Genomic DNA, 22,297 nt, shown 5'->3' on the forward strand with positions numbered 1-22,297 from the left:
ATAGCGAATAGATTGCTCCTGAATATCAGGAGACTGTCTTGGCCGAACTGGCATCTTACAACGAACCTTCGCCCTACGAGGCTGAGCCATTGGCGCGACCAACGCCCATGATGGAGCAGTATATCGAGATCAAGGCGACGAATCCCGATAGCCTGTTGTTCTATCGCATGGGTGACTTCTACGAGCTGTTTTTCGATGATGCGGTCGAAGCTTCGCGGGCGCTTGGCATTACGCTGACCAAGCGCGGCAAACATCTCGGTGAAGATATCCCGATGTGTGGTGTGCCCGTTCATGCCGCTGACGATTACCTGCAAAAGCTGATCGCGCGCGGCTTTCGTGTCGCCGTATGCGAACAGATCGAGGATCCGGCCGAGGCGAGGAAGCGCGGAGCGAAATCTGTCGTCAAACGGGACGTTGTGCGCCTGGTAACACCGGGAACGATCACGGAGGAAAGGCTCCTCGATCCGTCGGAAGCCAATTACCTGATGACGCTCGGCCGCATCAAGGGATCCGGCCAGGGCCAGTTCGCGCTTGCCTGGATCGATATCTCCACCGGCACATTCCGTGTCAGTGAGACCGATCCCTCCCGGCTGCTCGCCGACATTCTGCGAGTCGATCCACGCGAGTTGGTTGTCGCGGACCCGGTATTCCATGACCCGGATCTGCGGCCGGTTTTCGATGTCATCGGTCGTTCCGTGAGCCCGCAGCCGCCGAGTCTCTTTGACAGTGCCACGGCGGAAAACCGCATCCAGCGTTATTTCGATGTCAGCACGCTTGATGGCTTTGGCCAGTTTTCGCGTGCCGAGCTCTCAGCTATTTCTGGCGCCATTGCCTATGTCGAGAAGACCCAGATTGCCGAGCGCCCCCCTCTGATGCGGCCCGAGCGGGAGTCGGAAGGCTCATCACTTTTCATCGATCCCGCTACACGAGCTAATCTTGAACTCTTGCGCACGCTTTCCGGCAATCGTGATGGAAGTCTGTTGAAAGCGATCGATCGCACGGTGACGGGCGGGGGTGCCCGGCTTCTCGCGGAACGGCTGACCTCGCCCCTCACCAATCCGATGATTATTGCGGAACGGCTTGATTCCGTTTCTTATTTTCTCGCACGTCAATCACTGGCCGATTTGATGCGCGAAGCGCTGAAGGGGGTACCTGATATGCCTCGCGCCCTGTCGCGGCTTGCCGTCGGGCGTGGCAGCCCACGCGATTTGGGTGCTCTCGGCCGCGGCCTCGAAGCCGCAGGGGAAATCGCCAAGCTATTTCAAGGAGAGGAGTTGCCTGTTGAACTCGCACTGGTCCGCGAGTGTCTTGGTGGGCTGCCAATTGATTTCGCGACGCATCTCGATCGGGCACTCGCCGATGAGTTGCCGCTTTTGAAGCGTGATGGCGGATTTGTGCGGGCACAATACAACGGCGAACTGGATGAAATGCGGGCGCTGCGCGATCATTCGCGGCGTATTATCGCCGGCCTCCAAGCCGACTATATGGAAGCGACAGGGATTAAATCGCTGAAGATCAAGCACAATAATGTGCTTGGCTATTTCATCGAAGTGACCGCTAACAACAGCTCGGTCATGACCGATACCGATGAAGCCAAGGGAAAGTTCATCCACCGTCAGACGATCGCCAATGCCATGCGATTTACGACAACGGAGCTGGCAGAACTCGAAACCAAGATCGCCAATGCCGCTGAACGCGCCCTTTCCATCGAGCTTGGCATCTTTGAAGCTCTGACCAATGAAACGGTTGCCAATGCCGACGCGATACGAGCAGGTGCCGCAGCCTTGGCGGCTCTTGATGTTTCCGTGTCGTTGGCAGCTCTTGCCGAAGAACAGGGCTACTGCCGTCCGCTCGTCGATAACAGCCTTGCATTCGAGATTGTCGCGGGGCGCCATCCGGTTGTTGAGCAATCGCTTCGGCGGCAGGCAGCCAATCCTTTCGTCGCCAATGATTGCAATCTCTCTCCAGAAGGCGCGGGCAAAGGCGCAATCTGGCTGCTGACGGGCCCAAACATGGGCGGTAAATCAACATTCCTGCGCCAGAACGCGCTGATCGCGATCCTGGCGCAGATGGGTTCCTTTGTTCCGGCAGGCTCCGCCCATATCGGCATTGTCGACCGTCTGTTTTCGCGCGTCGGTGCTTCCGACGATCTTGCGCGGGGGCGTTCTACCTTCATGGTCGAAATGGTGGAAACCGCTGCCATCCTCAATCAGGCCAGCGACCATTCGCTGGTGATCCTCGACGAAATCGGTCGCGGCACCGCCACGTTCGACGGCCTCTCCATTGCCTGGGCGGCGGTCGAATACCTGCACGAAAAGAACCAGTGCCGGGCAATCTTCGCTACGCATTTCCACGAAATGACCGCGCTTTCGGAAAAACTTGAACGGCTGAGCAATGTGACGATGCGGGTCAAGGAATGGGACGGCGATGTCGTCTTCCTGCATGAGGTTGCCAAGGGGGCGGCTGACCGGTCCTATGGTGTGCAGGTCGCCCGCCTCGCCGGGTTACCCGAGGCAGTGGTCAACCGTGCCCGCGACGTTCTGCACCAGCTCGAAGCGGGGGAGACTTCCGGCAAGGCGGACAAGCTGATCGACGATCTTCCGCTATTCTCGGTCGAGGTGAAACGTCAGCCGCCAAAGCCAGTTCAAGGCAAAGATAGCGCTCTGTTTTCCGCCCTTTCCATGGTCAATCCGGACGAGATGACGCCGCGCGAAGCGCTGGATACGCTCTACCGATTGAAAGGCCTGGCCACAAACCCGACATCTTGAATGCCACGAGAAACGCTCACTTCAAATGTAATCGTTTCGTTTGAAGTAAATTCGCGCTATAGCGTGCGGCCATCATTCGTAAAGTCGTGTTCATGAGCGCCTCAGACCTGAAACTGGAACAGATACTCAACCCGGCCAAACTTCATCGTCAGTTTGAAGATCTGGTCAAATCCGCGAAGAAACAAGGCGCAGCTTCCGTCGATCGCAACAGTGTATTGCAGTTGGTGAAAGAAACGCTGAGCGCGGGCCGCAAGACTGCGGAAGAAATGCTGATGAAGGACGCAGGTGGTACACTCTGCTCTATCCGGCTTTCCTGGCTTATGGACCAGGTTATTTCGGCCCTCTACGACTTCGCCATCACCCACGTCTACCCCGCGGTAAATCCCTCCACAGCGGAACGCATGACTATTATCGCCGTTGGCGGATACGGGCGTGGTGGCTTGGCACCTGGATCGGATATCGATCTGTTGTTTCTGCTGCCTTACAAGCAGACACCCTGGGGCGAACAGGTCGTCGAGTATATTCTCTACATGCTTTGGGATGCGGGGCTCAAAGTCGGTCACGCCACGCGAAACCTTGACGAGTCCATCCGCCTTTCGCTGTCCGATATGACCATCCGGACCACGATCCTTGAAGCACGGTATCTTTGCGGTAATGAAGAGCTCTTCACCAGACTGGTGCAACGCTTCGACGAGGAAGTCGTCAAGGGAACCGGCCCACAGTTCATCGAGGCCAAGCTCGCCGAACGCGATGCACGCAACCGCAAGGCGGGCGCAACACGCTATCTGGTTGAACCCAATGTCAAGGAAGGCAAGGGCGGCCAGCGCGATCTGCATACGCTGTTCTGGATCGCCAAATATTATTACCGCGTAAAGACGAGCGACGAGCTGGTAACACTTGGCGTCCTATCCCCTGCTGAACACAAGATTTTCCGTAAGGCGGAAGATCTTCTATGGGCAGTGCGCTGCCACATGCATTTCCTGACCGGCAAGGCCGAGGAGCGACTTTCTTTCGATATCCAGAGCGAGATTGCCCGGCGGCTCGGCTACACAGCGCATCCCGGCCAGCGCGATGTCGAGCGATTCATGAAGCACTACTTCCTCGTCGCCAAGGAAGTCGGGGACCTCACCCGCATCATCTGCGCGGCGCTGGAAGAGGAACAGGCCAAGCATGTTCCGGGCTTCAACCGGATTTTTCTTACCTTCTCACGGCGCAAGCGCAAACTTGCTGGCACAAGCGACTTCGTTGTCGACAATCACCGCATCACCATCGCCAATGACGGTGTTTTCCATAAGGATCCCGTCAATCTGATCCGCCTGTTTCATCTGGCCGACGAGCACGGGCTGGAATTTCACCCGGATGCCATGCAACTGGTGACGCGATCACTTTCATTGATCAAGACCGACTTGCGGGAAAATCCCGAGGCAAACCGGCTCTTCCTTGAAATCCTCACCTCGGAGCGCAATCCCGAACTCATCCTGCGACGCATGAACGAATCCGGCGTTCTCGGCAAGTTCATTCCCGACTTCGGCAAGGTCGTCGCGATGATGCAGTTCAATATGTATCATCACTATACTGTCGATGAGCATCTGTTGCGTTGTATCGCGGTGATGTCGGAAATCGATCACGGCGATCTCGGGCAGGAACACCCCCTCGCCAACCAGATCATGCCCGGCCTGAAGAAGGACCGTAAACTCCTCTACGTGGCCTTGCTGCTGCATGATATAGCCAAGGGCCGTCCGGAAGATCATTCCATCGTTGGTGCCCGCATCGCGAGGCGCGTTGGCCCGCGCCTTGGCCTGTCGAAAACCGATACGGAAACCGTTGCCTGGCTCGTCGAACAGCATTTGACTATGAGTATGGTGGCACAGTCGCGTGATCTCAACGACCGCAAGACGATCGAGGATTTCGCCGAGATCGTGCAGACCCTCGACCGGATGAAGCTGCTGCTGGTTCTCACGATTTGCGACATCAAGGCCGTTGGACCGGGCGTGTGGAATGGCTGGAAGGGCCAGTTGTTGCGCAATCTCTTCTATGAGACGGAATTGATGCTGACCGGTGGCTTTTCGGAAGTCTCGCGCAAGGAGCGCACCGACCATGCTCGCGCGCAACTCGACCATGCGCTCTCGTCCTGGCCTCAGGTCGAGCGCCAATCCTATCTGGCACTGCATTATCAAAACTACCTTTTGACTGTCAGCCTCGATGACCAGATTCGCCACGCCAACTTCGTACGCGAGTCCGACTCAAGCGAAAAAACCCTTGCAACCATGGTCAAAACTCATGATTTCGAGGGCGTAACGGAAATTACCGTTCTATCGCCCGATCATCCGCGTCTGCTTTCCATCATCGCTGGCGCCTGTGCTGCAGCCGGTGCGAATATTGTCGATGCGCAGATATTCACGACCAGTGATGGACGCGCGCTCGATACGATCCTCATCAGTCGCGAATTTCCGACGGATGATGACGAACGGCGCCGTGCAATGCGGGTTGGCCGCCTGATCGAGGACGTACTGTCCGGGAAGTCTTACCTACCGGAAATGCTGGCCGCCCGTACCAAACCGAAACGCGCCGTCAAGGCGTTCCGGATCACACCGCGCGTCGAAATCAACAATACGCTTTCGAACAAATTCACCGTCATCGAAGTGGAGGGGCTGGACCGCCCCGGCCTCCTTTCGGAAATTACCGGTGTGATTTCCGATCTATCGCTTGATATCGCCTCGGCGCATGTCACGACCTTCGGTGAAAAGGTCATCGACGTGTTCTACGTCACCGACCTCGTCGGCCATCAGATCACCAACGCGACAAGACAGAACCGCATCCGCAAGAAACTGCTCGCTATCTTTGGTGAAGGCGACATCACAACCGCGCAGCCACAACGGCAAAATATCCTCATGTCGGCAGAGTAGAATGAGTCTGGTCAAGAAATTCGCGACTGTAGCGTCCGGCACGCTGATGAGCCGCGTCTTCGGCTTCACCCGAGAGATGCTGATGGCCAGCGCACTGGGTACAGGTCCGGTAGCAGATGCTTTCAATGCGGCTTTCCGCTTTCCCAACACCTTCCGGCGGCTCTTTGCGGAAGGGGCATTCAACGCAGCCTTTGTACCCTTGTTTGCGAAGGAAATCGAAGCCAATGGTCTCGAGGGTGCACGGCGCTTTTCCGAAGAGGTCTTTGGTGTCCTCTTTACAGTGCTCCTCAGCCTGACGATCCTGATGGAACTGTCGATGCCGCTGATCGTGCGCTTCGTCATCGCACCCGGTTTCGTCGAGGATGCGATGAAGTTCGACAATACTGTGTCGATGGCCATCATCATGTTCCCTTATCTCGCCTGCATGTCGCTTGCAGCGATGATGAGCGGGATGCTGAATTCCCTGCACCGCTATTTCGCTGCGGCGATTGCGCCGGTCTTTCTGAACGTGATCCTGATTGGCGTGCTGGGCTATGCCTGGCTGAAGGGCCAGGATGGAAGGCAAGTGGGCTATGCTCTGTCCTGGGGTGTAATGGTCTCGGGTGTGGTTCAGCTTGCTATTGTCTGGTTCGCGGTACGCAATGCCGGCATCTCCATCGGGTTCCGGTTGCCGCACCTGACCGCCAATGTCAAACGTCTGCTGGTGCTTGCCCTGCCGGCCGCCGTCACCGGTGGCATCACCCAGATCAATCTGCTCATCAATACGAATATTGCCTCGGCCAAGTCGGGTGCCATCTCGTCCCTCGCCTATGCCGACCGGATCTATCAGCTGCCTCTCGGTGTGGTCGGCATCGCGGTCGCAACCGTTCTCCTGCCAGAATTAGCCCGTGCCTTGCGCTCCGGTAATCTGAAGGAGGCGGGCAGCCTGCAGAACCGATCGGTGGAGTTCACCTTGTTCCTGACGCTACCCGCTGCGGCTGCGTTGCTGGTCATGTCGGAGCCCATCGTTCGCATGCTCTACGAACGCGGTAATTTCTCTACCGCGTCGACACACACCGTCGGCAATATTCTTGCGATTTACGGGCTTGGCCTTCCGGCTTTCGTGTTGATCAAGGCGTTTCTGCCCGGCTTCTTCGCGCGCGAGGATACGCGCACGCCGATGATCTTCGCCGCTATTGCAGTGGTTGTGAATGTTACTTTAGCCCTCACCCTATTCCCGATCCTGGCGGAGACGGGTATTGCAACCGCCGAAGTCGTCGCCGGATGGACCAACGCGCTTTTGCTTTTCGCAACGCTTGTTTGGCGTGGCCATTGGGGCCGCGACATCCCGCTTCTTACACGTATTCCGCGTCTGTTCGTTTCCGCCGGCCTCATGGGGCTTGCGCTCTATTACGCAATTGTGTGGATGGGTCCCGCACTTGCACCGCATGCGCCGCTGTATACGCAGGCTGTCGCAGTAATGTCGCTGGTCGTCCTGTCTATGATACTCTATTTCGCGCTTGCCTTCGGTACGGGCGGCGCCAGTTTCAGCATGATACGCCGCAATGTGAAACGCAGGGCAAAAACGCCGCCGGAGGATACTGCACCATGAGCCGGCACGTTGGCCTGATCACGGTCGTTGTTCGCGACTATGACGAGGCGCTTGCCTGGTATACGAACGTGCTCGGCTTTTCCCTTGTCATTGATACGCCACTCTCCGATACCAAGCGTTGGGTGGTCATCGCATCCGAAAATAATGGCGCCCGGCTGCTTCTTGCCAAGGCGGATGGATCGGCGCAGGAAGCGAGCATCGGCAACCAGACCGGTGGTCGCGTCGCATTTTTTCTGTATAGCGACGATTTTACGGATGATCACGCCAAGATGGTCCGAGCCGGGGTGCGTTTCCTCGAAGAACCGCGTCACGAAGCGTATGGAAGTGTAGCGGTGTTCGAAGACCTCTATGGCAATAAATGGGATCTGCTGGAACTCAAATAGGGCTTGGCGTCGATAAGGCTTGAATACAGCGCGCCCCTCTGCCAAAACCGCGACTTCATTGCTATCGGCGCCCGCAAGGCCCGATCCCCGAACGATCAAGGACAGTTCATGAGCACGTTTGAACCGCTCGTCTTTTCCGGTGTCCAGCCAACCGGCAATTTGCATCTCGGCAATTACCTGGGTGCAATCCGCCGTTGGGTTGCGCTGCAGGAAAGCAATAATTGCATTTACTGTGTTGTCGACCAGCATGCGATCACTCAGGCTCTTTCCGTCTGGGGTGGCCCTGCGGAACTGATGCGGAACACGCGGGAAGTCACGGCCGCCTTCCTTGCCTCTGGTATCGATGCAAAGAAGCATATTGTCTTCAATCAGAGCCGCGTTCACCAGCATGCCGAACTTGCCTGGATCTTTAATTGCGTTGCCCGCATGGGTTGGTTGAATCGCATGACCCAGTTCAAGGACAAGGCCGGCAAGGACCGTGAAAACGCATCTGTTGGCCTCTTTACCTATCCCAACCTGATGGCTGCCGACATTCTCGCCTACCGTGCCACCCATGTGCCTGTCGGTGAAGACCAGAAGCAGCACCTGGAGTTGACGCGCGACATCGCCCAGAAATTCAATACGGATTTTTCGGACCGCATTGCGGAACTTGGCCTCGGCGTCGAGACGCAATCCGGCGACGAAACGATTGCCAGCTTTTTTCCGCTAACGGAGCCAGTCATCGGCGGTCCCGCCGCACGCGTCATGAGCCTGCGCGACGGCACCAAGAAAATGTCGAAATCCGACCCTTCCGATCTGTCCCGCATTAATCTTATCGATGACGCGGATACGATTTCGAAGAAGATCCGCAAGGCAAAGACCGATTCGGAACCATTGCCATCCGATGTTGAAGGTTTGAAGGAACGCCCGGAAGCGGACAATCTCGTCGGAATCTATGCCGCGCTGATTGATAGCGACAAGGAAAGTGTCATCCGCGATTTCGGCGGACAGCAGTTCTCCGTCTTCAAGCCAGCTCTCGCCGACCTTGCGGTGGAAAAGCTTTCGCCGATCGCTGCGGAGATGCGTCGCATTTCGGCCGATTCCGGCTTTGTCGATTCGATTCTGAAAGATGGCGGCGAACGCGCAAGCGTTCTTGCCGAGAAGACGTTGCGCAATGTCCGTGATATTATGGGCTTTCTGCAGGACTAGGCAGCAGCCGGGGCAGGTCTTGCGAACGATCAGTGCATAGGGCAGGTTGGGCATATGGTATCAAAACGTCTGAGCCGCGAGGCGGGTCACCGCCGCAAATTTCTGGCCGTCATCGACGAGACGCCGGAGTGTGAACGAGCGGTTGCCTATGCCTCACGCCGGGCCAAGACCACTGGCGGCGTGCTTTTGCTGCTGTTCGTCATCGATTCAGCTGATTTTCAGGCGTTTTTGGGCGTCGAACAGATCATGCGTGCTGAAGCCGAGGAGCGGGCCAATTCTACGCTCAGCAAGTTCGCCGCCAGTGTACGCGAAACGATCGGGATCGAGTCGGAACTTGTCGTGCGCGAGGGCGTAACATCCGAACAGATCCAGAAATTGATCGAAGAAGACCAGGACATCGCCATTCTCGTTCTGGCTGCCGGTTCCGGCAAGGAAGGCCCCGGCCCTCTTGTACAGTCACTTGCTGGGCGCGAATCCTTTTCCATTCCGGTGACAGTCGTACCCTATAACCTCTCCGATGAAGATATCGACGCGATTACATGATTGCTTCGCCGAAACGTGATACAATCTTGACTTGAAGAGTTGGGTTTAAAGGCCTATATCCCCCTTTGAATGGTTCTAAACTAGACACGCGAGATCCGCCATGTTTATCCAAACTGAAGCAACGCCTAATCCGGCGACCTTGAAATTCCTGCCTGGAAAGGTGGTGCTTGAGGAAGGAACTGCTGATTTTCGCGACGCGGCAAGTGCCGGTGAAGCTTCACCGCTTGCTGGCAAGATTTTTGCTGTTCCCGGCGTTACCGGCGTGTTTTTCGGTTATGACTTCGTCACAGTTACCAAGACCGAAGGCCCGGAGTGGCAGCATCTGAAACCCGCCATCCTCGGCGCGATCATGGAACATTTCATGTCCGGCGTTCCGGTCATGGCGAATGCATCCCAGGTTGCCGACACCGCACAGCGCGAGACAGATGGCGAGTTTTTCGATAGCGCCGATACCGAAATCGTCGATACGATCAAGGAATTGCTTGAAACCCGGGTACGCCCGGCCGTCGCTCAGGACGGCGGCGACATCACATTCCGCGGCTATGAAAACGGCACTGTTTTCCTGCACATGAAGGGCGCTTGCTCGGGCTGCCCGTCATCCACGGCAACCCTGAAGCACGGGATCCAGAATCTCCTGAAGCATTTCGTTCCGGAAGTTCAGCAGGTCGAATCGATCTGATTTTCCCAGCATCATCCAATAAAAAGGCCGCTAGAAGCGGCCTTTTTATTAAGTTTTAGTTCACGGCGCCGGGTCCCGGTATCGCTCCGGGCGGGCATTTGCCGAGAATGATCATGCCGAGCACTTCATCCTCGTTGACATCGCCGACCTTGGCGGTGCCGACAACCTGACCGTTCTTCATCACCGCCACGCGGTCGGCAAGATGGAAGACGTCATGAATGTCGTGGCTGATGAGGAAGATGCCGATTCCTTCGCTTTTCAGCTGCTTGATCAGTTCGCCAACCTGCGCCGTTTCCTGTGGTCCGAGCGCGGCGGTGGGCTCGTCCATGATCAGGATGCGTGCGTTGAAGAGGATCGCGCGGGCAATGGCTACCGACTGGCGCTGACCGCCGGAGAGTGCCTTGACCGGGTCTTTGAAGCGTTGAAAGCGTGGATTCAATCGACCCATGACTTCGCGTGCGCTGTGCTCCATCGCCACGTCGTCGAGTGTGCCCCAGGGCGTCATCAACTCGCGGCCGAGATAGAGATTGGCAGCCGTATCGACATTGTCCGCCAGCGCCAATGTCTGGTAGATGGTCTCGATACCGTAACCCTTGGCATCGCGTGGATTGCTGATTGCTGCTTCTTCGCCATTGACCTTGATCGTGCCACTGTCACGCTTGTAGGCGCCCGAGAGGATCTTGATCAGCGTCGACTTGCCGGCACCATTATGGCCGAGAAGAGCCACCACTTCGCCAGGATAGAGATTGATCGACGCTCCATCGACCGCCCGGATACCACCGAAGGCGATCGATATGTTTTCCATGTCGATGAGAGGTGCCTGTGTGTTGGTCATAATTGTTCCTCCCTCAAGCGGTACGGCGGCGATAGATCGTGTCGAGCCAGACGGCAACAACAAGAACGAGACCGACAACGATATTCTGCAAAGGCGTATCGAGACCAAGCAGCACCATGCCGGAGCTCAGTGACTGCATCAGCAAGGCACCAATCATTGCACCGGCTATCGTACCGACGCCGCCAGCCAGCGATGTGCCACCGATAACTGCAGCAGCGATGGTCAGGAGTTCGTCAAGCGTGCCTTGCGCATTGGTCGCGGCATTCAGGCGCGCGGTGGAGATCGCGCCGGCAATAGCGCAGAGGATGCCCATGATGATGAAGATTTTCATCGTTACCCAGCGCGTGTTGATACCGGCAAGATCAGCGGCTTCCGGATTTCCGCCCATCGCAAAGACATAGCGGCCAAAGCGCGTGCGGGTCGTGACGAAGGTCATGATGATGCCCGTCGCGACGGCGATCAGCACAGGAACTGCGATACCGTGCGAGATAAACAATCCACCATCGGGAATGGTAATGTTGTTGGCTTCGGCATATTTGCGCACGATGCCGATCGGCCAATAATAGGCATTTACGAGAGCGATTGCTCCGAGCACAAGCCCACATCCAACAGCGGCCATAAACACCTCGGCCCAAACAGGGCGGCGGGGAAAGTTGAACCGTTTGCGCTGGCGGCGGCTGTTGATGATCATTCCGACAATGGCGAGGCAAGCGACGATACCAACGACCCAGCTCCAGGTCGCGCCGATCGAACCCTCAGGTCCGCCACCCATGAGGCGGAAGGTAGAGTCCATGGGCGCAACCGTGCGGCCCGATGTAACCCACCAGGCAGCACCGCGCCAGACCAGAAGTCCGCCGAGCGTAACGATAAAGGCGGGAACGCCGAGAAACGCAATGATAAATCCCTGAAAGCCGCCGATCAAAGCGCCAGTCGCAATGCCGATGCCAAGAGCGATGATCCATGTGGCGGGATGTTCGAACCCAATCAGCTTCGGCAGAAACTCGGCCTGTGTAACGCCCATGATCATGCCGACAAAACCGAGAACGGACCCGACCGAAAGGTCAATATTGCGGGTGACAATGATCAAAACCATACCCGTCGCCATCACGGCAACTGATGATGTTTGCACCGACAGATTCCACAGGTTGCGCGGCGTCAGAAATTGACCGCCTGAAAGAAACTGGAAGGCGAGCCAGATGATGACCAGCGCTCCGATCATTCCGAGAAGGCGTGTGTCGAGCTCCGTCGCCTTGAAGAACCTTGCAACAATGCCAAGTTCGGAAGCACGGGCCCGGTCAAGACTGATGGCCGGATCACTCATATTATTCTCCCAGTTTCAATTTTCTTTTTAAAACGCCGCTGGTCCAGTGGACCAGCGGCGCTCAATCTTAACAGATTTTACCAGTATTATTTGCAGGCCGGTACGGCACCTGCCTTTACACCCTGGCAGACGACGTCCTTCTTCACCCAGCCGGCATCGATGACGACATCGAGATTGTCCTTGGTGACCGGAACGGGTGTCAGGAAGACAGCATTGACTTCAACCTTGTTGACGCCGCCGGCAAACTTCTGAACGCTCGGGATTTCTTCCATCTTCTTGCCATCTGCGAGAGCCGAGGCGATGCCTGCAGCCTGCTTGCCAAGTTCACGGGAGTCCTTCCAGATCGTCACGGTCTGCGTGCCGAGCGCGACGCGGTTCAGCGCGGCGAAATCGGCATCCTGGCCGGAAACGGGAACGGTGCCGGCAAGACCCTGTGCCTGCAGCGCAGCAATCGCGCCACCTGCAGTACCGTCATTGGCCGCAACCACTGCATCGACCTTGTTGTCGTTGGCAGTCAGGAACTGTTCCATGTTCTTCTGGGCGTTGGCAGGCAGCCAGCCGTCCGTATAGGCTTCACCGACATTCTTGATCTTGCCGGAGTCGATTGCCTCTTTCAGCACTTCCTGTGCACCCGAGAAAAGGAAGTCAGCATTCGGATCAGCCGAGCTACCCTTGATGAAGACGTAATTGCCTTCCGGCTTTACAGCAAAAACGCCGCGCGCCTGCATACGGCCAACTTCCTTGTTGTCGAAGGTGATGTAGAACGCATCCTTGTTTTCGATCAGGCGGTCATAACCAACGACCGGAATGCCCTCAGCAACCGCCTTCTCGACAGCCGGTCCGATAGCGCTCGAATCCTGTGCCAGGATGATCAGGGCGTTGGCACCCTGCGAGATCAGGCTTTCAACGTCTGTCAGCTGCTTGGAAGCTGAAGACTGTGCGTCAGCCGAAATGTATTTGTCGCCATTGGCTTCCAGTGCCTTCTTGATAGCGGCTTCGTCGGTCTTCCAACGCTCTTCCTGGAAATTCGACCAGGACACGCCAACGATCTTGTCTTTCGCCAGAACGGGTCCGGCAAAGGAGACGGCAAGGACAGCAGCGCCCGCCAATGCGGTTGCATATTTCTTCATGGTAACCCTCCCAGTGCATGCAGCACGTTGACTGATCGATGCAAGCCTTTCACCTCCGGCCAGCACCTAAACCTCTTTATTTCGAGGCTCGAAAAAAATAGTGACTTAAAACCATTTCCATGTCAACTTGGTTTTGCGTAGGATAACCTATTGCAACGCAACAATAATTTTGCGGCGCACAAAAAAAGATTTCGGGAGGAAATCATTTTGCTGATCGATGAGATCGCGCGACCGGACGATGTCAGGCGCCAGAATCGAAGACTTGTCCTGGCGGCGCTGCGCCGTCACGGACACCTGTCGCGCACGGATATTGTCGCCCAGACCGGCCTCAGCCCATCCACGGTGTCGGCCATCACGACAGCCCTCATCGCAGAGGGAATAATTGGTGAAAGTCGCGACGGCGATGTCACATCCAACCGCCGAGGACGACCCCAAGTTGCGCTCACGTTGAACCCGGAGATAGCTACAGTTGCAACCGTCGAGCTCGCACTCAATCTCGTCCATGCGGTCCTGTTCGATTACAAGGGGCAGATGATCGCCGAGGAGTTCCGGCGCGTTCCCACACTCGAAGCGACAACCGACGATCTGATCGGGTCCATGTGCCTGATGCTCGACAATCTGCTGGAGAACCGGCCAGCCACTGCAGGACGGCTGATGCATATCTCGATGGGCGTGCAGGGCGTAACGGATGCGGCAAGTGCCACCATGCTTTGGTCGCCAATCACACCCGACAGCAATATCTCTTTTGGAGCAGCGCTCTCGGAACGATACGGTGTTGCAGTGGCTGTTGCCAACGATTGCAACATGATCGCCGAGGCACTGCGCTGGATCGACTCGGAGCATTATGCCGAGGATTTTGCGGCCATCCTGCTCTCCCACGGTATCGGCATGGGTCTCTACCTCAAAGGCCAGCAATTTGTTGGCGCACATTCCTCCGCCGCCGAATTCGGTCATATGCTGCACGTTCCCAACGGCGCACTTTGCCGCTGTGGTCGGCACGGATGCATCGAGGCCTATGCGAGCGACTATGCCATCCTGAGGAGGACGTCCGGTCAGGATGAAAACACCCAGCCGGCACAAGATGTCGACGCGGCGACTTTCGGTGATGTTGCCGATCGTGCACGGGCTGCCGATGGTGAAGAGAGGGCAGCATTTCGCAAGGCCGGACAGGCGATTGGCTCCGGCCTACGCAGCCTCTTCTCCCTCATTGACCCGGTTCCCGTCGCGCTGGTCGGGCCGGGCGCCGGCGTCTTCGATCTCATTGAAGGTGAACTGCGCGGCATCGTTTCCGGCACATCGGGATGGGGTTCAACTCAGGATCTCAATATCCGGTGCTATCCGGAAGAGCATCCGCTCATTCTGCAGGGCTGCATGATGACATCATTGCTTCATCTCGATACGCAAATCTTCGCGCCCGGCGACATCAAGGAAGCGCCACTCAAACGCGCCGTGTAAGAAAATACTCAGGGAAGGAAACCCATGTATCTAGGTCTCGATTTAGGCACGTCCGGCGTCAAGGCATTATTGATTGACGAGAACCAAACCGTCGTCGGTTCCGGCACCGGGACGCTCGATATCTCGCGCCCGCATTCCGGCTGGTCTGAACAGGATCCTTCCCATTGGATCAAGGCAACCGAGGATGCCATCCAGGCGCTCAAAGCCACGCATGGCAAGGAGCTGGCTGCCGTCAAGGGCATCGGCCTGTCCGGCCAGATGCACGGCGCAACGCTGCTCGACGCGAATGATCAAGTTCTCCGTCCCTGCATTCTGTGGAACGATACGCGCAGCCATGAGGAAGCTGCTGAACTCGACAGAGATCCGCGATTTCGTGCACTCAGCGGCAATATCGTTTTTCCCGGATTTACCGCACCGAAGATCGTCTGGGTCAAGAACAACGAACCCGAGATTTTCGCGAAGCTGCGCCGCGTGCTGTTGCCAAAGGATTATCTGCGGCTGTGGCTGACCGGCGAGCATGTGTCGGAAATGTCAGATGCGGCGGGCACCTCGTGGCTCGATGTCGGCAAACGTGCATGGTCGGCGGACCTCCTTGCCGCAACCGGCCTCGATACCAGCCACATGCCTTCGCTGGTCGAGGGAACCGACGTTTCGGGCGTGTTGAAGGCTGACCTTGCCGCGCGCTGGGGCATGGGCAGCACGGTCGTGGTCGCCGGTGGCGCCGGTGACAATGCCGCATCTGCTTGCGGCATGGGGACTGTCGGCGAAGGTCATGCCTTTGTCTCGCTCGGCACATCCGGCGTGCTTTTCGCCGCCAACAGTGCCTATTTGCCCAATCCAGAGAGTGCAGTTCACACATTCTGCCATGCGCTCCCGGACACATGGCACCAGATGGGCGTGATCCTCTCGGCAACAGATGCCCTGAACTGGTATGCGGGCATCACGTCGCGCAAGCCGGCGGAGCTCACTGGCGAACTCGGCGATGAATTGCGCGCGCCAACTGGCGTGACCTTCCTGCCCTATCTTTCCGGCGAGCGTACACCGCTCAACGATTCGACCATCCGCGGTTCCTTCCATGGCCTTGAACACGCCAGCGACCGGGCAACGCTGACACAGGCCGTACTCGAAGGCGTCGCTTTCGCCTTCCGCGATTGCCTTCACGCACTTGCTGCGGCTGGTACCAAGCTCGAGCGTGTGACTGCAGTCGGTGGCGGTTCCCGCTCGACCTATTGGCTTAAGGCTATCGCAACGGCGCTCAATATACCGGTTGATGTCCCTGCCGACGGTGATTTCGGTGCGGCGTTTGGTGCGGCACGCCTAGGCCTTATCGCAGCAGAGAAGGCCGATCCACGTGCAATCTGCGCCGCACCTGCAACCGATTACACCATCGAACCGGAAACAAGACTCACTGCCGAATTCGACGCGGCGTACAATCGCTATCACAATCTCTATCCAGCATTAAAAGGAGTTCAGTCATGAGCAGCGGATTTTTTGGTGATACAAAACCAGTCAAGTATGAGGGGCCGGACAGCACCAATCCGCTTGCCTATCGTTTCTACAATCCAGACGAGATTGTGCTGGGCAAGCGCCTTGAAGATCACTTACGCTTTGCGATCGCCTACTGGCATTCCTTCGTCTGGCCGGGCGGCGATCCATTCGGCGGTCAAACCTTTGAGCGCCCTTGGTTCAACGACACGATGGACGGCGCCAAACTGAAGGCCGACGTCGCCTTCGAGATGTTCTCAATCCTCGGCGCGCCATATTTCTGCTTCCACGATGCGGACGTTCGTCCCGAGGGCGAAACAATTGCGGAGAGCAACAAGCGCCTTTATGAGATCGCCGACTATTTTGCCGGGAAAATGGAAAAGACCGGCACCAAGCTGCTCTGGGGCACGGCCAACCTCTTCTCCAACCGCCGCTATATGTCCGGCGCAGCGACCAATCCCGATCCGGATGTCTTCGCTTACGCAGCGGCGACCGTCAAAACCTGTATCGATGTCACGCAGAGGCTGAAGGGCGAGAACTATGTCCTTTGGGGCGGTCGCGAGGGCTATGAAACTTTGCTCAACACCGACATGAAGCGTGAACTCGACCATATGGGGCGGTTCCTTAGTCTCGTTGTCGACTACAAGCACAAGATCGGTTTCAAGGGTGCGATCCTCATCGAACCGAAGCCACAGGAACCGACCAAGCATCAGTATGATTACGATGCGGCGACCGTTTACGGCTTCCTCAAGCGTTTCGGTCTCGAAAATGAAGTGAAGGTCAATCTCGAACAGGGCCACGCGATTCTTGCCGGCCATTCCTTCGAACATGAGATCGCAACGGCTGCCGCTCTCGGTATTTTCGGTTCCATCGACATGAACCGCAACGATTACCAGTCTGGTTGGGACACGGATCAGTTCCCGAACAATGTTCCGGAAGTGGCACTGGCCTATCACGAAATCCTCAAGGCCGGCGGCTTCACCTCGGGCGGCACCAATTTCGACGCCAAGCTGCGCCGCCAGTCAATCGATCCGCAGGATCTGCTCATCGCGCATATCGGCGGCATGGATACCTGCGCACGCGGCCTCAAGGCAGCAGCGAAGATGATCGACGACAAGGCTCTTACCGGCTTCGTCGAAGATCGCTATGCAGGCTGGTCGAAGCCAGACGCACAGGCCATGCTCTCCGGCAAGCTCTCGCTCGAGGACATCGCCAAGCGTGTCGAAGACCAGAAAATCCAACCCCAGCCCCGTTCTGGCCGCCAGGAATATCTGGAAAACGTAGTCAATCGTTACGTTTGACGGTTGGGTGCAATGCCCTCCCCTCGCGGGGAGGGTCGATCCTTAAACGTGCTGGCCGCCGTTGATGTGGATTTCCGAACCCGTCACATAGGACGACGACTCTGTGCAAAGGAAATAGATCGTCTCGGCGACTTCTGCCGTTTTGCCGAGACGGCGCAATGGCAGGTGCTCGACCAGCTTATCGGTCCCGGGCGACAGGATCGCCGTATCGATCTCACCCGGCGCAATTGCATTGACGCGTATGCCGTGCGGACCAAAATCCGACGCCATTTCGCGCGTCAGCGAGGCCAGTGCTGCCTTGGAAGTCGCATAGGCGGTCCCTGCAAAGGGATGAACGCGGCTGCCGGCAATCGAGGTCACGTTGACCACCGATCCCTGTGCTGCCTCAAGCTCCTGGAACAGGCCGCGCGCCAGCATGATCGGCGCAAAGAAATTCACCTGAAATACCGTCATCCAAGTCTGCATTGGCGTCTCGATCGAATCGAGCCGGTCGCCAGAACCGTTCTTCGGCGAAATTCCGGCATTGTTCACCAGCGCATTCAGTTTGCCGCCTTCCGCTGCAAGCCTTTGCCGAATCTCCGAGACCGCATGGTCGACATCAGCTGGATCAGCAAGATCCACTTTGATGTGATCCTCGGGACCTGCGGGCCAGGGACAATTATCGTCAAAGCTCTGACGTGAACAGGTAATGACGCGCCAACCGGCACGTGAGAAACGTTTGACGGTCGCGTGGCCGATACCCCTGCTTGCGCCCGTCAGGACAAGTACCTTGCGTGGTTCATCATTCGACATGGGAGTTCTCCGTTGCAGAACCATTAGCCCATTGCACTGCAAAATTCGAGGCATATCGTGTCGCAACGATTGATCCCCTCAAGCGAAGCAAATATCCTGGCGCGCAAATGAGGGGGAGAGCATGAACGGATACGTCCTGGCCATCGATCAAGGCACCACATCGAGCCGCGCCATAATTTTTGACAAAGATCGCAAGGTAGTTGGCAAGAGCCAACAGGAATTCACGCAAATCTATCCACAATCCGGCTGGGTCGAGCATGATCCAGAGGAAATCTGGCAGTCTGTTCTCAGCACATGCGCAGTAGCGATCGAGAATGCCAAGATACAGGCAGGGGACGTTGCCGCGATCGGTATCACCAATCAGCGCGAGACTGTCATCGTCTGGGACAAGATAACCGGAAAGCCTATCCACAATGCTATTGTCTGGCAGGACAGGCGTACAGCGCCCTTCTGTCAGAAGCTGAAGAAGCAGGGCCTCGAAAAGAAATTCACCCGGAAGACAGGCCTCCTGCTCGATCCCTATTTCTCCGGTACCAAGCTCTCATGGATCCTGGATAAGGTTCCCGGCGCGCGCAAACGCGCGGCCAATGGCGAATTGCTGTTCGGAACAATCGACAGTTTCCTCATCTGGCGACTGACCGCCGGCAAGATGCACGCAACCGATGCCACCAATGCCTCGCGCACGCTGCTGTTCAATATCGCGACAAACGAGTGGGATGATGAGCTGCTGGAAATCCTTCGCGTCCCCCGCGCCATGCTGCCGGAGGTCAAGGATTGTGCTGCCAACTACGGCGCTGCCGAAGCCGATCTGTTCGGCGCTGCGATCCCCATTCTTGGTGTTGCCGGTGACCAGCACGCGGCGACCATCGGTCAGGCCTGTTTCGAACCTGGCATGTTCAAATCCACCTATGGCACCGGCTGCTTCGCTCTTCTCAATACGGGCAGTGATATGGTCCTGTCAAAGAACCGATTGCTGACAACGATTGCTTACCGTCTCAACGGCAAAACAACCTATGCGCTGGAAGGCTCCATCTTTATCGCGGGTGCAGCGGTGCAATGGCTTCGGGACGGGCTGAAGCTCATCGGTTCAGCGCCCGAGACAGGTAAACTCGCCGATCAGGCAGATCCTAGCCAAAACGTCTACCTTGTCCCGGCTTTCGTCGGGCTTGGCGCTCCGCATTGGGATGCGGAAGCGCGCGGCGCGATCTATGGCCTTACCCGCAATTCCGGCCCAGCGGAATTTGCGCGTGCAGCGCTTGAATCGGTTGCTTACCAGACGCGCGACCTGCTCGATGCCATGCGCAAGGATTGGAAATCCTCCGATACGAAAACCGTGCTGCGGGTTGATGGCGGTATGGTTGCGTCTGACTGGACCATGCAGCGTCTCGCCGATATTCTGGATGCGCCCGTGGATCGTCCGGTCATTCTCGAAACAACAGCGCTTGGCGCCGCCTGGCTAGCCGGGTCAAAAGCCGGCATCTGGCCGAACCGCCGTGAGTTCGCCAAAACCTGGGAACGCGATACACGGTTTACCCCAAAAATGGACGAGAAAACCCGCAAGACCAAAATTGCAGGCTGGAAATCGGCGGTGAAACGCACGCTGACCAGCTGACCGGAGCGATCAGTTTCCCATGATCAGATCAAACAGCGTCGTCTTGCGGCCTTTTTGACCACCATTGCCGCCAACATTCGCCGGCGGCACCGGACGGGTCGAGCCTGTCTGATCGCCAAGATCGACCTGCGGCATGGGGCCAGTTGGATTAAGCTGCGCGGAAGGAACACCCTCGGCTGCCGGTACCGATGGATCGATGCCGGATCCGGGCAGGATATCATTGCCATCATTGACCTGCTGGCGCAGCTGGTAATCGCCCGGTAGTTGCGTCACGGGCACGCCCTTGTGCGCGGCGACCATGAAATCCTTCCAGGCGATGGCAGGCAACGAACCGCCGGTAATTTTCTTTGTCGGTTTGCCGTCATCATTGCCGAACCACACGCCGGTTGTCAGGTTTGACGTATAGCCGATGAACCAGGCGTCGCGAAAATTCTGGCTGGTGCCGGTCTTTCCGGCTGCAGGCCAGCCAAATTTTGCCTTGGTCGCCGTGCCGCTTTCCACGGTCTGTCGCAGCATTGCGTTCATCATGCCGACATTGCGCGGGTCGATGACCCGATTCAGCGCCGGGCTCTTGAATTCGTAGAGCACCTTGCCCTCATTGGTCGTCACACGGCGGATAATGTGGACCGGCGCCTTGTAACCGCCATTGGCGAACGGCACGAAGGCGTCGGTCAGTTCGAGCAAAGTGACTTCTGATGTTCCGAGCGCCAGCGAGGCATTGGACGTAAGGTTGGATTCGATACCGAGACGATGCGCAGTCGAAACCACCGTTTTTGGCCCGACTTCCATGACGAGCTGCGCAGAAACCGAATTCAGCGAGCGTGCCAGCGCCTCGGCGAGTGTGACCTTGCCGAAATATTTGCCATTGTAGTTCCCGGGCGTCCAGTTGCCTATGCGAATTGGCGCGTCATTGCGCACGGATTCGGGTGTAAAGCCCTGCTCCAGCGCCGAGAGGTAGACGAACGGCTTGAAGGCCGAGCCCGGCTGACGCTTGGCTTCGCTTGCGCGGTCGAATTGACTGTTGGCATAGTCGTAACCGCCGATGAGCGCTCGCACAGCTCCAGTGCCGTCAACCGAAACCATCGCTCCCTGCGAAACGTTGAGCTTCTCACCGTTTTTGCTGATCAGGTCACGGATTGATGCCTCGCCGAGTTTCTGCAACCCAAGATCGACCGTCGTGTCGACAATGACGTCATTGCGTACATCGCCGATCAGAGCCGGCAGTTCTTCCATCACCCGGTCGGCCACATATTGCTCCGAACCGCTCCAATAGGAAGCCGCACGCGTTGCCGGCTGCTTCATCGCGAAGTTCAGCTCCTTGTCGCCGATCATGCCCTGTTCGCGCATGGCAGCGAGAACAAGCTGCGCGCGTTCACTGGCAGCTTTCGGATCGCGCGCGGGCGACAGCCGTGATGGCGCTTTAAGGAGCCCGGCGATCAGAGCCGCTTCCGGCAACGTGACTTCCTTGGCCGATTTGTCGAAATAGCGCCGGGACGCAGCGGAAACACCGTAGGAGCCCGAGCCAAGATAGACCCGGTTCAGATACATCTCCAGAATCTGGTCTTTGGTGTATTTCTGCTCCAGCCACAGGGCAAGCATGACTTCCTGCACTTTGCGCTCGATCGTACGATCCGGCGTCAGGAACAGGTTCTTGGCCAGCTGCTGTGTTATGGTCGAGCCACCCTGCACCAATCGTCCTGACATGACGTTGGCAACCATGGCACGGGCAAAACCGATCGGATCGACGCCGAAATGCGAGTAGAACCTGCGATCCTCGATCGCGACCACCGCCTCAGGCAAGTAAGGTGACATGTCGTGCAAGCTGATCGATTCACCGCCGGAGGCACCGCGATTGGCGATCAGATTGCCTTCCACCGAAACGATCTTGACGTTGGGTGGGCGATCGGGGATCGACCAGGTGGTCGTCTGCGGCATCTTTGCCGCGAAATAGATGACGGTGCCCGCCACGGCAATACCGCCCCAGATGCACAATACGAATGACCAGTAGACCATGCGTCGCAACAGGCTGAAAAACCCGCCGCCGCCATTGCCACGGCGGGACCTGCCGCGTTTTGATTTGCTGGTTTTGCGTGCGGTCTTGCGTTTCGCCACTGGCCTGTCCTCCGGATCCGCGCGCAAATCATCGCCCGAACGGCGGTCTGAACTGAACCCCGGCTCGATGCGTTGTCTGCCCCTGTCGCGTGGTGCCATTGATAAGAAATCCCGCCCCAAATGAGCCGCAAGAATGATCCGCGACCCGTTGCAGGGTAAATGCGGCGATTTAAGGTGCGGTTAAAGCCCGGTTTAT

At 57.3% G+C, this 22,297-nt stretch carries 16 protein-coding genes; 11 read left to right on the forward strand and 5 right to left on the reverse strand.

The features are described from left to right. Positions 1-107 precede the first annotated feature (107 nt). The 7 genes from mutS (at position 108) to BLM14_RS16985 (ending at position 10,058) form a co-directional block, all read left to right on the forward strand. Positions 108-2,768, forward strand: coding sequence for a DNA mismatch repair protein MutS (gene mutS / locus BLM14_RS16955; RefSeq protein WP_100001426.1), 2,661 nt, complete (start codon positions 108-110; stop codon positions 2,766-2,768). 92 nt (positions 2,769-2,860) lie between these two features. After that, positions 2,861-5,674, forward strand: a complete 2,814-nt coding sequence (locus BLM14_RS16960) for a [protein-PII] uridylyltransferase (protein WP_100000468.1) — start codon at positions 2,861-2,863, stop codon at positions 5,672-5,674. Between the two features lies 1 nt (position 5,675). Further along, on the forward strand, positions 5,676-7,265 hold the full coding sequence (gene murJ / locus BLM14_RS16965) for a murein biosynthesis integral membrane protein MurJ (RefSeq protein ID WP_100000469.1): 1,590 nt from the start codon (positions 5,676-5,678) through the stop codon (positions 7,263-7,265). Continuing rightward, complete coding sequence (locus BLM14_RS16970; protein ID WP_100000470.1) at positions 7,262-7,648, forward strand: VOC family protein; 387 nt, start codon at positions 7,262-7,264, stop codon at positions 7,646-7,648. Before murJ ends, BLM14_RS16970 begins: the two co-directional genes overlap by 4 nt. A gap of 108 nt (positions 7,649-7,756) precedes the next feature. Further along, on the forward strand, positions 7,757-8,836 hold the full coding sequence (trpS, locus tag BLM14_RS16975) for a tryptophan--tRNA ligase (RefSeq protein WP_100001428.1): 1,080 nt from the start codon (positions 7,757-7,759) through the stop codon (positions 8,834-8,836). Positions 8,837-8,890: 54 nt separating this feature from the next. Beyond that, on the forward strand, positions 8,891-9,379 hold the full coding sequence (locus BLM14_RS16980; protein ID WP_100000471.1) for a universal stress protein: 489 nt from the start codon (positions 8,891-8,893) through the stop codon (positions 9,377-9,379). 100 nt (positions 9,380-9,479) lie between these two features. Beyond that, entirely contained in the window at positions 9,480-10,058 is a 579-nt protein-coding gene (locus tag BLM14_RS16985) for a NifU family protein (protein WP_100000472.1), read from the forward strand. A 55-nt stretch (positions 10,059-10,113) separates the two neighbouring features. Here the strand turns inward: BLM14_RS16985 and BLM14_RS16990 are convergent, their stop codons facing one another. The 3 genes from BLM14_RS16990 to xylF form a co-directional block, all read right to left on the reverse strand. Then, positions 10,114-10,893, reverse strand: coding sequence for an ATP-binding cassette domain-containing protein (locus BLM14_RS16990; protein ID WP_100000473.1), 780 nt, complete (start codon positions 10,891-10,893; stop codon positions 10,114-10,116). 13 nt (positions 10,894-10,906) lie between these two features. Further along, a complete protein-coding gene (locus BLM14_RS16995; protein ID WP_100000474.1) occupies positions 10,907-12,214 on the reverse strand; it encodes a sugar ABC transporter permease in 1,308 nt (435 codons plus the stop codon). An 86-nt stretch (positions 12,215-12,300) separates the two neighbouring features. Beyond that, on the reverse strand, positions 12,301-13,344 hold the full coding sequence (gene xylF, locus BLM14_RS17000) for a D-xylose ABC transporter substrate-binding protein (RefSeq protein WP_100000475.1): 1,044 nt from the start codon (positions 13,342-13,344) through the stop codon (positions 12,301-12,303). Between the two features lie 207 nt (positions 13,345-13,551). On the opposite strand from xylF, the gene BLM14_RS17005 reads away from it, so the two are divergent. Genes BLM14_RS17005 through xylA form a run of 3 tightly spaced genes read left to right on the forward strand, consistent with a single transcriptional unit; the run spans position 13,552 to position 17,585 of the window. Further along, a complete protein-coding gene (locus BLM14_RS17005; RefSeq protein WP_335672067.1) occupies positions 13,552-14,799 on the forward strand; it encodes an ROK family transcriptional regulator in 1,248 nt (415 codons plus the stop codon). A gap of 24 nt (positions 14,800-14,823) precedes the next feature. Continuing rightward, positions 14,824-16,278, forward strand: a complete 1,455-nt coding sequence (gene xylB, locus BLM14_RS17010; RefSeq protein WP_100000476.1) for a xylulokinase — start codon at positions 14,824-14,826, stop codon at positions 16,276-16,278. After that, positions 16,275-17,585 carry a xylose isomerase gene (xylA, locus tag BLM14_RS17015; RefSeq protein ID WP_100000477.1) on the forward strand — a complete coding sequence of 437 codons (1,311 nt, stop codon included), beginning with the start codon at positions 16,275-16,277 and terminating at the stop codon, positions 17,583-17,585. Before xylB ends, xylA begins: the two co-directional genes overlap by 4 nt. A 42-nt stretch (positions 17,586-17,627) precedes the next feature. Here xylA and BLM14_RS17020 read toward each other — a convergent pair whose 3' ends face one another. Continuing rightward, on the reverse strand, positions 17,628-18,377 hold the full coding sequence (locus BLM14_RS17020; protein ID WP_204251966.1) for an SDR family NAD(P)-dependent oxidoreductase: 750 nt from the start codon (positions 18,375-18,377) through the stop codon (positions 17,628-17,630). A gap of 121 nt (positions 18,378-18,498) precedes the next feature. Here BLM14_RS17020 and glpK point away from each other — a divergent pair, with 121 nt between their 5' ends. Next, a complete protein-coding gene (gene glpK / locus BLM14_RS17025) occupies positions 18,499-19,989 on the forward strand; it encodes a glycerol kinase GlpK (protein ID WP_100000479.1) in 1,491 nt (496 codons plus the stop codon). Between the two features lie 9 nt (positions 19,990-19,998). Here glpK and BLM14_RS17030 read toward each other — a convergent pair whose 3' ends face one another. Continuing rightward, positions 19,999-22,200, reverse strand: coding sequence for a transglycosylase domain-containing protein (locus BLM14_RS17030; protein ID WP_100000480.1), 2,202 nt, complete (start codon positions 22,198-22,200; stop codon positions 19,999-20,001). Positions 22,201-22,297 lie beyond the last annotated feature (97 nt).

Source organism: Phyllobacterium zundukense, assembly GCF_002764115.1.
GTDB classification, from domain to species: domain Bacteria; phylum Pseudomonadota; class Alphaproteobacteria; order Rhizobiales; family Rhizobiaceae; genus Phyllobacterium; species Phyllobacterium zundukense.